The following is a 14147-nucleotide window of genomic DNA, read 5'->3' as shown; positions in this document are numbered from 1 at the left end:
TATCTTTATCTATAGAACATGGAGGAGTCTTTATAATGAAAAAGAATGGAATGAAACGGATTTTGAGTTCTGTATTCGTTCTCTTTTTAGTAGAAGTAATGTTATTTTTCTACATATCTAATAAATATATATTTATAGCTGCATTACTGATACTCAATCTTTTATTGATCAATCGAATAGTTTACTTGATCAAAAAAATTGAGATATCTAATACAGAAAAAATTAGAGAAGCAAGTACGATTGCAGAAAAATCATTGGATTATGCTTTTAATGAAGTATCTGTTGGAATCATAAATTACGATCCAGATACAAAAGAAGCCAAGTGGTTAAATCCGTTTGCAGAAGATATTTTTCATAAAGATGGTCAAACGCTTATTAGTTCAGAATTAATAGAAACCTATGTAACATTAGCTGAAAAGGGTAAAGATATTTTTAAAGTTGGGGATCATGTTTATCGTTTCAATGTTGATATAAAACAAAATACAATTACCTTTAGAGATATTACAGAAGAAAGTAATCTATATCATGAAAAAGTAGAAATGCAAACAGCTATCGGGATTGTTTCCGTTGATAATTATGATGATATTACTGATAGTATGGACGAAAAAGAAATATCTTACTTAAATAGTTTTATTACAACAATGGTTTCTGATTGGATGGATGAGTATCAAGTTTTTTACAAAAGATTAAACGCCGAGCGTTATTTTTTCATTGCTCAATTAGAGGATGTAAAAAAGATGATGGAGTCTAAATTTCAAATTTTAGATAAAATCAGAAAAGAATCTCATACAAGAGAGATAGCGATTACATTAAGTATGGGGATCTCTTATGGCGGTGAAACATTGAGTCAGACAGGTAACACAGCACAAACGAATTTAGATACAGCGTTGGTTAGAGGTGGTGACCAAGTCGTTGTAAAAGAAGCGAAAGATAATGCTAAGCCTATTTTTTATGGTGGTAGAACGGCATCTGTAGCAAAAAGAACGCGCGTTCGCTCTCGTGCGATGAGCACAGCTATTCAAGGGATTTTTTCTGAGTCCTCAGATGTTTATATCATGGGACATCGCTTTCCTGATATGGATGCGATTGGTTCGGCATTTGGTATGGCAAGGTTAGCCAAGTTTCATAATAAAGATGCCTGGGTTGTGTTAGAGAAAAATGAAAGTATACCAGATGTTGAACGAGTGATGTCAGCATTGGAAAAATATCCAGAATTTGCTAAAAAAATCATTACACCTAAAGAAGCAATGAAAAGAAAAACGGATAGCAGTTTATTGATCATGGTAGATTATCATAAGCCATCATTGTCTATTTCACAGGAGTTATATGAACAATTTGATAAAGTTGTGATCATTGATCATCATCGCCGTGGTGATGAGTTTCCAGCTAAACCATTACTTTCATATATTGAATCATCAGCTTCATCAGCTTCAGAGCTGGTGACAGAATTAATTGAATATCAAAGTAATGCACAAAAACAGCTAGATAAATTTGATGCCACCTTATTACTTGCAGGAATTGTTGTTGACACTAAAAGTTTCAGTGTTCGCACAACCGCACGTACCTTTGATGTAGCTAGTTATTTAAGGACTTGTGGCGCAGATTCATCTTTAGTACAATATTTATTAAGTTCTGATTTAACCAGTTATCTGGAAATGAATAGTTTGATTGCTCAAAGTGAATATGTGACACCAGATACGGTCATCGTGACAGGTAGTGAAGAGAAAGAATATGATAGTGTGACAGCGGCTAAAACAGCAGATACTTTATTATCAATGGTTGGAATCAATGCAGCCTTTGTTATAACGAAGCGTACAGATAAACAGATAGGCATTAGCGCACGAAGTAACGGGTCGATAAACGTCCAACTAATCATGGAAAACTTGGGCGGAGGTGGTCATTTTACGAACGCTGCGGTACAATTATCTAATGTAACAGTAGCTGAGGTAAAAGAGCAGTTGCTAAAAGTGATTCATCAAAATATAGATGTGATGTATAATTCAGATTCATTAGGCTAGTTTTTCAGAGGAATTGAAAGTTTGTCTATCTATGTTTATTATATTAAGTACTAATCGAGGAGGAATTATAGTATGAAAGTCATTTTTTTACAAGATGTTAAAGGTAAAGGGAAAAAAGGGGAAGTAAAAGAAGTACCTACAGGATACGCACAAAATTTTTTAATCAAAAATGGCTACGCACAAGAAGCAAATAAAGGAAGTATCAGTGCGCTTGCTGGACAAAAAAAAGCCCAAGATAAGCACGAAGCTGAAATTTTAGCAGAAGCGAAAAAGATGCAGGAGTTCTTAGAAAAAGAAGATACGGTTGTAGAGCTTAAAGCGAAGGCTGGTGAAGACGGACGTCTATTTGGGTCTATTCCTTCAAAACAAATCGCAGAAGCCTTAAACAAGCAATATAAGGTCAAATTAGACAAACGTAAGCTAGAACTATCTCAACCGATTCGCTCATTAGGATTTACAAAAGTTCCTGTGAAATTACATCATGAAGTAACAGCAACCATCAACGTTCATGTTGTGGAAGAATAAAGTAGTAAAAGAGGTTGGGATAGAAGCGTTTAACTCTGAGAAATAAGAGGGAATTGCTTCTGCTCCCACCGTTTATTCAGATTCCTTAAGGCTAGGACATAACTCGTAGAGTGATGTCCTAGCCTCTTCTTGCTTATCAAATAAGAAGAAATGACTTAATATTGTCATTGTACATTTCGGTTGTTTCTTGTTAAAATAGAAAGACTGAAAAGCGTAACTATAGCTATAGGAGAGAAAAAAATGAATGAAGTATGGCAAGATCGAGTACCGCCCCAAAGTATGGAAGCAGAGCAAGCCGTTTTAGGGTCGGTTTTTTTAGATGCTGAGGTTATTATCGATGCTTTAGAATACATAGAACCAAAAGATTTTTATCGCCGTAATCATCAATTGATTTTTCAGACTATGCTTACCTTGAATGATCGAAATGAAGCAATTGATGTTATTACGATCAAAGATCGTTTAGAGCAAGAAAATTTACTGGAAGATGTGGGTGGTTTAAGCTACCTGTCAGACTTAGCGTTAGCTGTACCGACAGCCGCTAACATTGTGTACTATGCGAAAATCGTTGAGCAAAAATCGTTGCTTCGTAACCTGATTCAAACGGCTACAGAGATCGTTACTAAAGGATTTGAGCAAGGTGAAGATGTTGAAACAATACTAGACGATGCAGAGCGCAGCATTTTAGAGGTTTCAGAAAAAAGAAATCGAAGTGGTTTTTTATCGATCGCAGATGTATTGAATACGTCGATTGCAAATATAGACCAACTTTATCAAAATGATGAGGAAATTACTGGTTTACCTACTGGTTATCCAGCATTAGATAAAATGACAGCGGGACTACAAGCAGAAGAGTTGATCATCTTAGCGGCTCGTCCAGCCGTAGGGAAAACAGCCTTTGCCTTAAATATTGCGCAGAATATTGGGACTAAGACAGATCGCTCTGTGGCTATTTTCAGTTTGGAAATGGGAGCAGAATCCTTAGTTAATCGGATGCTTTGTGCGGAAGGTTCAATTGAAGCTGGACACTTACGGACAGGTCAGTTGTCAGAAGAAGAGTGGCAAAATTTGATTATTGCGATGGGAAGTTTATCCAGAGCGCAAATCTATATCGATGATACACCTGGTATTAAAATCACAGAAATTCGGGCAAAATGTCGTAAACTAGCACAAGAACGTGGAAATCTTGGATTGATATTGATCGATTATCTACAACTGATTGAAGGGACTGGGCGTGAAAGTCGTCAACAAGAAGTATCTGAAATTTCCCGTCAATTAAAAAAATTAGCGAAAGAATTAAAAGTACCAGTAATTGCATTGTCTCAGTTATCTCGTGGTGTAGAGCAGCGTCAGGATAAACGTCCTGTCCTAAGTGATATCCGTGAGTCTGGATCTATTGAGCAAGATGCGGATATCGTGGCTTTCCTTTATCGTGATGATTATTATGATCGTGGTGAGGAAGGCGAAGATGGTGCTCGTGAGGAGCCGGAAATCGACAACGTGATTGAAGTTATTATTGAGAAAAACCGTAGTGGTGCTCGTGGAACTGTGGAACTGTTGTTTATTAAAGAGTTCAATAAATTCGCTTCACTATCAACAAGAGAAGAGTTTTAATTGTGAAAGGATAGCTCAAGTAAGTGTCTACTAAAAACTTACTTGAGCTATCTTTTTAGTTAAAATCCGCTTTTAGCAGAGAATATTTATTTAGGTTCCTAAATTCGTCATACATAAGAATTTCGGATTTATCCGTTCCAACAAAGGAGAAACCATTTTTAACCGCAACCGTATTACTCGCTATATTTTCAGTGTCAGCTCTGATACTTAATTTATTTAAGTTCATGTTTTCAAATGCAATTGCACAAACATTTTTAACTACTTTTGCCATAATGCCTTTATTGGTTTGGGACGAATGAAGCCAGTAACCAAGTTCGGCTTTTTTATGATCAGTATCAATAAAATGTAAATCAATACAGCCGATTATTTTATGATCAAAAGCAATTAAAAATAAACGATCTGTTCCATTGATATAGCCCTCTAATTTCATCTTGATATATTGTTCTTGCGATTCAAAAGATGTTGAAGAATCCACAAAATCAAGGTACTTCCTTAAATGATCCCGATCTGAATCAACAACTTCAAAAAGATCGTGTGCCATCTCAAGTGTTGGCTGGACTAAAGATAAAGAGTCGTCAATTTCTAAACTAAAAGAATGTTTCATATCCCGTATATACCTCCTATTAAGGTTCATAATGTATTGTTTAAGATTATAACAAAATGAAATTTCTTTACCAGAGAATAAATAAATTTTCGCTTTTTTTATCTGATATAAAATGATTTCCAAAATAATGTTCGTGTTTTACTCTTTTTTTTATTTTCAAAAAAAACAACATTCGATTTTTGCTTGTACACATTCTGCTTTCTTGGTACAATGAATCAGGACAAAATAATTTAGAACGAGGTGTTCGAATGTCATCAGTTGTAGTAGTCGGAACCCAGTGGGGCGATGAAGGAAAAGGAAAGATCACAGATTTTTTAAGTGAGAATGCAGAGGTCATCGCACGTTATCAAGGCGGAGATAATGCAGGTCATACCATTAAATTTGATGGTGTTACTTATAAACTACACTTGATTCCTTCAGGTATCTTTTACAAAGACAAAATTAGCGTGATTGGAAATGGCGTTGTAGTTAATCCAAAATCTTTAGTAAAAGAACTCGCTTATTTAAAAGAAAATAATGTCACAACAGATAATTTACGTATCTCAGATCGCGCTCATGTGATTTTACCGTACCATATCCAATTGGATCAATTGCAAGAAGATGCAAAAGGTGAGAATAAAATCGGTACAACAATCAAAGGAATTGGACCTGCATACATGGATAAAGCCGCTCGTGTAGGGATTCGTATAGCAGATTTATTAGATAAAGAAATTTTTGAAGAACGTTTAAAAATCAATTTAGAAGAAAAAAATCGTCAATTTGTCAAAATGTTCGACAGTGAACCTATTGCTTTTGAAGATATTTTTGAAGAATATTATGAATATGGCCAACAAATCAAGCAATATGTGACAGATACTTCTGTCATTTTAAATGATGCATTAGATGCAGGCAAACGCGTATTATTTGAAGGTGCACAAGGCGTTATGCTAGATATCGACCAAGGAACTTATCCATTTGTTACGTCATCAAATCCAGTCGCTGGAGGGGTTACGATCGGTAGCGGTGTTGGTCCTTCTAAGATCAATAAAGTTGTTGGCGTTTGTAAAGCCTATACATCACGTGTTGGTGATGGTCCCTTCCCTACAGAATTGTTTGATGAAACAGGAGAAACGATTCGCAGAGTTGGGAAGGAATACGGTACAACAACAGGTCGTCCACGCCGTGTAGGTTGGTTTGATACTGTTGTGATGCGTCATTCTAAACGTGTATCAGGAATCACGAATTTATCATTGAATTCTATCGATGTTTTAAGTGGCTTAGACACAGTGAAAATCTGTACAGCTTATGAATTAGATGGCGAATTGATCTATCATTACCCAGCTAGTTTGAAAGAGTTGAGTCGTTGTAAACCAGTTTATGAAGAATTACCAGGCTGGTCAGAAGACATTACAGGATGTAAAACGTTAGCGGAACTTCCAGCGAATGCAAGAAACTATGTACACCGCATTTCTGAATTAGTTGGCGTGCGTATTTCAACATTTTCAGTCGGTCCAGACCGTAACCAAACAAATGTATTGGAAAGCGTTTGGGCGCAAATTTAAGTATGAAAAAGGTTAGGACAGCAGCGTTTAACTCCGAGAACTAAAAGGAGTTGCTTCAGTTCCCACCGTCTATTTAGATTTCTCAAGGCTATGGATATAACTTGTAAAGTTATGTCATAGCCTCTTTCTGTACAAAAAAGTAATTTTAACTTAAAATAACATGACTAGATGTTCGAAAAATAGATCAAGCCTTTTTTATAAGTTATATAATATAGATATATAAATTGAATAATCACAAGATAATGAGCATATATTTTTGATTTTTATAAATCTTTGTCCTACTATTAAAGTGTACTTAATAGCGAGGGGAGAGTTTTTTATGACGGAAAACAGAGTTGAACCATTTAGAGAATCAGATGGCAAAGGTTGGATAGATCATGGTCCTCGTAATCTTTCTCGAGATCAAGAAAATCCAGATATTTTAGTACCGCCAGCAACTGACCATGGAACGGTGAATAACTTACGCTTCAGTTATTCTGATGCTCATCAACGATTAGAAGAAGGTGGCTGGACAAGAGAGATCACGAATCGTGAATTACCAATTTCTGAAGATGTTGCAGGGGTAAACATGAGTTTAGAACCTGGTGCTTATCGTGAAATGCATTGGCACAAAGAAGCAGAATGGGGCTTAATGCTTTATGGAAATGCGCGTGTTACAGCGATCGATGAACATGGACGTAGTTTCATTGATGACGTAAAAGAAGGGGATATCTGGAACTTTGAAGCAGGAATTCCACATTCTATTCAAGCATTGGATCAAGGGTGCGAGTTTTTACTGGTATTCAGTGAACCTGATTTTTCTGAAAATAACACATTCCTTTTATCAGATTGGTTGGCACATACACCAAAAGACATTGTGGCAGCAAACTTCAAAAAACAAATTAGTGATTTGGAAAGCTTCCCTAAATCTGAAAAATATATTTTTAAAGCAAATGTACCAGATTCAATTGAAGCAGTTGATCGTCCAAGTAATAATGGTGAAGTACCGTCACCATTTACTTTCCATATCGACACATTAGATCCTGTTATTTCAGAAGCGGGTAAAGTAAAAATTGTGGATCAAAATGTGTTCCCAGTGGCTAAAACAATTTCAGCAGCTTTTGTTGAAGTAGAACCAGGTGGGATGAGAGAGTTACATTGGCATCCAAAAGCTGCAGAATGGCAATATTACATTCAAGGACAGGCAAAAATGACAGTCTTTAATTCAGCAGGATTGGCACGTACCTTTGATTTTAAAGCAGGAGATGTAGGTGTTGTTCCAATCGTAGCAGGACACTATGTTCAAAATACTGGAGACGAACCATTACGCTTCGTTGAAGTGTTTAAAACAGCTGATTATTCAGATATTTCATTAAATAAATGGTTAGGAACTTCTCCAGCTCAAATGGTCGCTGACCACTTGAATGTGACCAAACAATTTGCTGAATCACTACCAAACCCTGAAAAACCTGAACCAGTTGTCTGGTATAAAAAACCTGAATAATGTTCAGTAATTGCCTAGAAAATGAAAAGAAAAAATTTTTCTAGGCTTTTTTATGATGATAAAAGGGAGAGATCATAGATGGAAAATCGGAAAGTACCAACATATCCCGTCATGGAATTGCCATGGATCGCGTTCTTTTTAGCAATTGCAGCAGGTTCTATGGATGGATATACGTTTTTTGTAGGAAAAGCATTTAGTACCGTACAATCTGGGAATATTATTTTGTTAGGCCAGACGATCGCCACAAAAAATTGGAGCCATTTTGCTACAGTTGCGTTGACTATTTTATGTTTTGGCCTAGGAGCCATGGTTACAGGAATTATCGAAGTGTTAGGAATTAAAAAGAAAAAAATCTGGGCTTTTGAAATCTTACTCGTAGAAGCATTGATTTTGGTTGGACTGGGTTTTGCCCCGATCAATGGGTATTTTAGTGTTGTGCACTTATGTATGTTGATTTCATTTCTTGCGGGTATGCAAGGAAATGCTTTTCATAAAATTGATGGAATGCTTTATGGAAATGTTGCTGTTACGCTAGTCGTGCAATTGGCGTTCAATTATATTATTCAAGCGATCGTCGGTGCGAAAGATGCCTGGAAAAATAGCTGGTTATATTTTTCTGTATTGATTGGATTTGCAGGCGGCGGCTTGATTGGAACTGTTTTGACGTCTGCTTATGGAGAAAAATCATTATGGTTTACTGCCGTTGTTTTAGTCTGTATCGCGTTTTATTCGAAAGTGATCAAAGTCGAAAACAAAGTAATTACGATTGATCCAAATTAGTAGGGGGAGAAAACATGGTTTTTGATGTTATTGTGATTGGCAGTGGTGTCGCTGGTTTGACTACTGCGTTTGGTCTTAGTAAAGGCGGTAAAAAAGTTGCCGTTATTGAGTCTACTTTTTTTGGTGGTGTCGTTTATAATGTCGGCAGTACTCGAAAAAAAGAATTAGTAACGATTGCACAGCATGCATTGCAAAATCAACGTTTTGAAGCACATGGTATCACGACGCCAGTTGAATTGGATTGGCAAGATACGATGAACTGGATCGATAGCATTGAAGGAGACGAAGATAATCAACATCAGTTGGCATTAAAAGAAGCAGGTATTACAACGATATTTGGAACAGCCACATTCGTTTCGCCAAATGAAGTGAAGGTAGATGGTATCGTTTATTCGGCAGAACAGTTTGTTATAGCAAGTGGTGGTGCAGATCGTCCATTTACTTTTGAAGGAAGCAACTATTTATCGGATAGTGCTGCATTTTTAACACAAAAGGAGTTGCCTAAAACAGCGCTTTTTATTGGTGCAGGAATTATTTCATTTGCCTTTACTACGATTGCTGCAGCTTTTGGATGTAACGTGATTGTGTTGCAGCATGATTCACAGGCCTTGAAGAATTTTGATCAAGAATTTGTCAGTCAGTTAATAGAAATCAATAAAAAGAGAGCCGTTTCTTTTCATTTTAATGAGAGCGTGAAAAAAATAGAAAAGACCGAAAAGGGCCTATTACGCGTGCAGACAGAAGCAGGTGAAGTATTTGAAGTAGACCAAGTATATAATGTTGCTGGACGAGTTCCATTGATTGATTCATTAAAACTTGAGAATGCACAAGTTCTATATGATGCTCATGGGATCGATACGAATGAATACTTGCAAACAAATCAGTCACATATATTTGCTTGTGGCGATTGCTCTAATGCTAAAGTTCCTAAATTAGCTACCTTTGCTGCTTATCAAGCGGATTATCTTGTTTCCTATCTACTTAAAAAAGAATTGGCCCCGATTCACTATCCAATGGCTTCTATGTCGATCTTCAGCGAACCAAGGATTGCTCAAGTAGGTGTTTCAACTGAACAAGCATTGGCAAAGCCAGAAGAATATGCGGTCGAGGAAATGGATATTAGTAAGTGGATGGATGCAAAAAGAAAAAGTGAGAACACTGCACTGCTTAAAATTGTTACGAGACGGAGCGATGATCGGGTTGCAGGTGCTGCGGTGATGAGCCAAGAAGCGGATATTTTTATTAATTATATAACAATGGCGCTACATGCAGAGTGGACAAAAGATGATTTGAAAAAACAAATTTACGCATATCCTTCCCTAGTGAACGATATGACTCGGTTTTGGAAGTAAAGATCAAGAGGCATTAAAATCAATAGATTTTGGGACAATCGTCTTTTGTGGAAAAATAAGTTCGGTTTTGATGAGTAGTGTCAAAATCGAACTTATTTTTTTACCGTCATTGGTTTACCTAATAAAGAATGAGTATCAAATGATTATGTGTTAAAATAGAAAAATAGTTAGGAGAGATTTTAAATGACATTCAAATTAATGACAGATTCATGCTGTGATTTACCCTATACATATTTAGAAGCAAATGATGTTGATTTTATCAGTATGACCATTCAATTAAATGGGAAAGAATTAGTCGACGATTTAGGGAAAACATTTGATTATGATTGGTTTTTACAAGAAATAAAAAAAGGTGGTATGCCGACCACCTCTCAGGTAAACGTGGGGCGCTATATAGAATTTTTTAAACCATTTGTTGAAAAAAAAATACCGATATTGTACTTAGCTTTTTCTTCTGGTTTAAGCGGCTCTTATCAAAGTGCCATGCAAGCTGTTGATATATTGAAAGAAGAATATAAGGACGCCGAAATTTTTGTGATCGATACGAAAGCGGCTAGTTTAGGTGAAGGTCTGTTAGTCAGTGAAGTTATTCAATTGAAGGATAATGGCCATTCGCTAGAAGATGTTTTATTGTGGTTATCTGAAAATAAAATGACCGTTCATTCTTGGGTCACGGTGGATGATTTGAAGCATTTAGAACGTGGAGGTAGAATTTCTAAAGCAGCTGCTGCAATCGGTGGACTAATGAATGTTAAACCAATCATTGTAGTAGATAAACAAGGAAAGCTGCAAAATATTAGTAAAGTTCGCGGCCGCGGTAAGGCGCTGAAAAAGATCGCTGATGAAACCGTTCAAGGAATGATTGAACCAACCAAGCAAACAGTATTCATTGCTTATGCGGGTGATTTAGAAAGTGCTGAGAAAGTAAAATCGTTGATCGAAGAAAAAATTCAAGTCAAAGAGATTCGTTTACATCCACTTGGACCAACCATTACTAGTCATACAGGAAATGGCTGCATTGCAGTATTTTCTAGAGGGAAAAAAAGATAATTAAAACAGTATTTGATACAAACCTTTTACATTTTTTGTAAGAGGTATGTTTTGTTTAGGTCAGTAATGAATTGGAAGTAAGTATTACCTGATATCGAACTCTTAAAAAATAAGGTAGACTACTACCTATTCTAGGGACTAATTCTTGGGAGGCGTTTTTATTGAATTTTTACGGTATAGACTATTTAGAGACACAATCGAATTTAAATGATTATATCAAATATTTTTTTATTTTTGGTGCTTTGATCGTTTTGATCATTGCATTTAGTTTGTATATGCGTCATCGTATTCAAACCAAATATCGTGACTTGAGTATTATCACCTTTTTGCTGTTACTGTTTTTACTTGGCGTTCAGTACTCTGATTACACACTGAATCAAAGCAAAAATTCACAATCCTCTCAAATGGTTAATTTTGTGAAACAAATATCAAAAGAAAAAGGTGTCGATAAAAAGGATATTCTTGTAAATTCAACGCAATTAGTTGACGGAACACTTATAAAAATCGAAGACAACTATTATAAAACGACATTAAGTGCCGATCAAAACTCATACATTTTAGAAGAAGCTCATTTGATGAACCCGGATATTTCAATTACGAAATAATAGAATAGAAAGGAAGATAACATGCAACTTTATAGTCCAATTATTATCAAACTTGGTTTGGGGATTATTTGTTTAATCATCCAAATCAACTTAATGGGAAAAGGCAATTTAGCACCTTCTTCAGCAATGGATCAAGTTCAAAATTATGTACTTGGTGGAATTATCGGCGGCGTGATTTATAATGAATCGATTGGTGTTTTACAGTTTGTTTTAGTGTTGATTATTTGGACTTTGCTTGTCTTGACTGTTAAGTTTGCAAAAGAGCATAATCGCTATGTGAAGTATATTGTGGACGGCAGACCCATCACATTGATCAAAGATGGAAAAGTGGATGTGAATGAGTGTTTAAGATGTGGTATCTCAGCGAATGAATTGATGTTTAAATTAAGAGCAAATGCTATTTACGAAGTTGAGAATGTGAAGAGAGCTGTTTTAGAACAAAATGGTCAACTGACGATCATAGAATTCGGCGATGAAAATATTAGATATCCAATCATTGTAGATGGTCAAGCAAATTATGATGTATTGGAATTGATCAACAAAGATATTGATTGGCTAACAGAACAAGTTCAAAATGAAGCGTATAAAGGAATCAATGAAATCTATCTAGGTGAGTATCTCTCAGGAAAATTAAAATTATATGGGTATGAAAAAAATATGTAGGGGAAAAAAAGGATTTAAATGGATAAACGAAATAAGAGGGTGGGACAAAAGTAAAAAGTACTTTTGTCTCACCCTCTCATTTTTTAGACAGTAATAGTGATTAATACTCACCAGAAAACAATTCATCCAATTGTTTTTGAACGTCTTTGTTTTCTAAGAATTCATCATAAGTTGTATCTGCACGGTCAACCACACCTTTGTCAGAAACAGCAATAATTCGGTTTGCTAATGTTTGAATAAATTGGTGGTCATGTGAAGCAAATAAAATTGCACCAGTAAATGCCATCAATCCATCATTCAAAGCAGTGATCGATTCTAAATCTAAGTGATTGGTTGGATCGTCCAAAACAAGCACATTTGATTTAGATAGCATCAATTTAGAAAGCATTACGCGAACTTTTTCGCCCCCTGAAAGTACGTTTACTGATTTCAGTACGTCTTCACCAGAGAATAACATTCTTCCTAAGAAACCACGTAAGAATGTATTGTCATCTTCTTCCTTACTTGCAAATTGACGTAACCAATCTAAAATGGTTAGATCAGTATCAAAGTCTTTGCTGTTGTCTTTTGGCAGATAAGCTTGAGTTGTTGTAACACCCCAACGTACGCTACCTGTATCCGGTGTGATTTCACCCATGATCACTTTGAATAAAGTTGTCGTAACGATATCATTATCTGCAATGAAGGCTACTTTATCAACGTTATTTAAAGAGAATGAGATGTTGTCCAAAATCTTCTTGCCATCGATCGTTACTGAAACATTCTCTACATGAAGTAGATCGTTTCCGATTTCTCTATCTGGAGTAAATCCAACAAATGGATAACGACGAGAAGATGGCTGAATGTCATCTAATGTAATTTTATCCAACATTTTTTTACGAGAAGTCGCTTGTTTTGATTTCGATGCATTCGCGCTGAAACGAGCGATAAAGTCTTGTAATTCTTTGATTTGCTCTTCTTTTTTCGCGTTTGCATTCGATTGTAATTTTGCCGCTAATTGGCTTGATTCTAACCAGAAATCATAGTTCCCGACATATAATTTGATTTTACCAAAATCAAGATCGGCCATGTGTGTGCATACTTTGTTTAAAAAGTGACGGTCATGGGAAACAACGATAACAGTGTTTTCAAAATTGATCAAGAATTCTTCTAACCAATTGATCGAACGAGTGTCCAAACCATTGGTCGGCTCATCTAGTAGTAGAACATCTGGTTTGCCGAATAGTGATTGCGCAAGCAACACTTTGACTTTTTGACCAGCAGTTAATTCACTCATTTTTTGGTCATGTAGACTTTCAGGAATGTTTAAACCTTGCAGTAAAACAGCTGCTTCAGGTTCAGCTTCCCAACCGTTCAACTCTGCAAATTCACCTTCAAGTTCTGCCGCTTTGATTCCATCTTCATCAGTGAAATCCTCTTTCATGTAGACAGCATCTTTTTCTTTCATGACTTCATACAAACGTTTATGTCCCATAATAACTGTCTCTAAAACAGTATTATCTTCAAAATCAAAATGATTTTGTTTTAAAATAGCCAAACGTTCATCAGGGCCTAAAGCAACATTACCCGTCGTTGGTTGGATATCGCCAGATAAAATCTTTAAGAATGTTGATTTACCTGCACCATTAGCGCCAATCAACCCATAACAGTTGCCAGGGGTGAATTTAATATTTACATCATCAAAAAGTTTGCGGTCTGAAAATAGCAAACTTACATCATTTACAGTAATCAATTGATTTCCTCACTTCATATAGAATAGTTAAACCTCTCTGCATTATAGCGAGGAAAGCTATATATTTCAAGGAATTTCAGACTTTTTCAGAAATACCTTATGGATTTTATCAAAATGAGCTGACTTTTTAAGAAAACAGTGTTTCATGTGAAACAATTTAATAAAAGGTTATTAGTGTACTTT

12 protein-coding genes are annotated in these 14147 nt (G+C 35.8%); 10 read left to right on the top strand and 2 right to left on the bottom strand.

Translation table 11 applies throughout. The features are described 5' to 3' along the window. Positions 1-35: 35 nt before the first annotated feature. The 3 genes from IGI43_RS10555 to dnaB all read left to right on the top strand — a co-directional run bounded on the left by IGI43_RS10555 (position 36) and on the right by dnaB (position 4154). Complete coding sequence (locus IGI43_RS10555) at positions 36-2018, top strand: DHH family phosphoesterase (RefSeq protein WP_438757760.1); 1983 nt, start codon at positions 36-38, stop codon at positions 2016-2018. Positions 2019-2090: 72 nt separating this feature from the next. Further along, positions 2091-2543, top strand: coding sequence for a 50S ribosomal protein L9 (rplI, locus tag IGI43_RS10550; RefSeq protein ID WP_438757759.1), 453 nt, complete (start codon positions 2091-2093; stop codon positions 2541-2543). A 240-nt stretch (positions 2544-2783) separates the two neighbouring features. Beyond that, on the top strand, positions 2784-4154 hold the full coding sequence (gene dnaB / locus IGI43_RS10545) for a replicative DNA helicase (protein ID WP_438757758.1): 1371 nt from the start codon (positions 2784-2786) through the stop codon (positions 4152-4154). 55 nt (positions 4155-4209) lie between these two features. On the opposite strand, the gene IGI43_RS10540 is transcribed toward dnaB, so the two are convergent. Continuing rightward, positions 4210-4758 carry a GNAT family N-acetyltransferase gene (locus IGI43_RS10540; RefSeq protein ID WP_438757757.1) on the bottom strand — a complete coding sequence of 183 codons (549 nt, stop codon included), beginning with the start codon at positions 4756-4758 and terminating at the stop codon, positions 4210-4212. A gap of 248 nt (positions 4759-5006) precedes the next feature. On the opposite strand from IGI43_RS10540, the gene IGI43_RS10535 reads away from it, so the two are divergent. From IGI43_RS10535 to IGI43_RS10505, 7 genes are all read left to right on the top strand, one after another. Beyond that, positions 5007-6299, top strand: a complete 1293-nt coding sequence (locus tag IGI43_RS10535) for an adenylosuccinate synthase (protein WP_438757756.1) — start codon at positions 5007-5009, stop codon at positions 6297-6299. 319 nt (positions 6300-6618) lie between these two features. Next, positions 6619-7782, top strand: coding sequence for a cupin domain-containing protein (locus tag IGI43_RS10530; protein ID WP_438757755.1), 1164 nt, complete (start codon positions 6619-6621; stop codon positions 7780-7782). Between the two features lie 78 nt (positions 7783-7860). Further along, positions 7861-8562, top strand: a complete 702-nt coding sequence (locus IGI43_RS10525; protein ID WP_438757754.1) for a YoaK family protein — start codon at positions 7861-7863, stop codon at positions 8560-8562. A 14-nt stretch (positions 8563-8576) separates the two neighbouring features. Continuing rightward, positions 8577-9914, top strand: coding sequence for a dihydrolipoyl dehydrogenase family protein (locus IGI43_RS10520; RefSeq protein WP_438757753.1), 1338 nt, complete (start codon positions 8577-8579; stop codon positions 9912-9914). Positions 9915-10097: 183 nt separating this feature from the next. Beyond that, positions 10098-10964, top strand: a complete 867-nt coding sequence (locus tag IGI43_RS10515; RefSeq protein ID WP_438757752.1) for a DegV family protein — start codon at positions 10098-10100, stop codon at positions 10962-10964. Between the two features lie 161 nt (positions 10965-11125). After that, positions 11126-11569 (top strand): DUF3290 domain-containing protein, encoded by a 444-nt coding sequence (locus IGI43_RS10510; RefSeq protein ID WP_438757751.1) that lies wholly within the window; start codon positions 11126-11128, stop codon positions 11567-11569. Between the two features lie 21 nt (positions 11570-11590). Further along, a complete protein-coding gene (locus tag IGI43_RS10505) occupies positions 11591-12232 on the top strand; it encodes a DUF421 domain-containing protein (RefSeq protein WP_438757750.1) in 642 nt (213 codons plus the stop codon). A 100-nt stretch (positions 12233-12332) separates the two neighbouring features. Here the strand turns inward: IGI43_RS10505 and IGI43_RS10500 are convergent, their stop codons facing one another. Further along, complete coding sequence (locus IGI43_RS10500) at positions 12333-13964, bottom strand: ABC-F family ATP-binding cassette domain-containing protein (RefSeq protein ID WP_207113624.1); 1632 nt, start codon at positions 13962-13964, stop codon at positions 12333-12335. Positions 13965-14147: the final 183 nt, after the last annotated feature.

This window comes from Enterococcus sp. AZ126, from assembly GCF_051714545.1.
GTDB lineage: Bacteria > Bacillota > Bacilli > Lactobacillales > Enterococcaceae > Enterococcus_L.
The sequence above is the reverse complement of the archived record's forward strand: the minus strand, read 5'-3'. Positions and strand labels throughout refer to the sequence as shown.

Coding starts and splice junctions, on each gene's coding strand:
- IGI43_RS10555 (WP_438757760.1), top strand. CDS start 36: ATGAAAAAGAATGGAATGAAACGGATTTTGAGTTCTGTATTCGTTCTC.
- rplI (WP_438757759.1), top strand. CDS start 2,091: ATGAAAGTCATTTTTTTACAAGATGTTAAAGGTAAAGGGAAAAAAGGG.
- dnaB (WP_438757758.1), top strand. CDS start 2,784: ATGAATGAAGTATGGCAAGATCGAGTACCGCCCCAAAGTATGGAAGCA.
- IGI43_RS10540 (WP_438757757.1), bottom strand. CDS start 4,758: ATGAAACATTCTTTTAGTTTAGAAATTGACGACTCTTTATCTTTAGTC.
- IGI43_RS10535 (WP_438757756.1), top strand. CDS start 5,007: ATGTCATCAGTTGTAGTAGTCGGAACCCAGTGGGGCGATGAAGGAAAA.
- IGI43_RS10530 (WP_438757755.1), top strand. CDS start 6,619: ATGACGGAAAACAGAGTTGAACCATTTAGAGAATCAGATGGCAAAGGT.
- IGI43_RS10525 (WP_438757754.1), top strand. CDS start 7,861: ATGGAAAATCGGAAAGTACCAACATATCCCGTCATGGAATTGCCATGG.
- IGI43_RS10520 (WP_438757753.1), top strand. CDS start 8,577: ATGGTTTTTGATGTTATTGTGATTGGCAGTGGTGTCGCTGGTTTGACT.
- IGI43_RS10515 (WP_438757752.1), top strand. CDS start 10,098: ATGACATTCAAATTAATGACAGATTCATGCTGTGATTTACCCTATACA.
- IGI43_RS10505 (WP_438757750.1), top strand. CDS start 11,591: ATGCAACTTTATAGTCCAATTATTATCAAACTTGGTTTGGGGATTATT.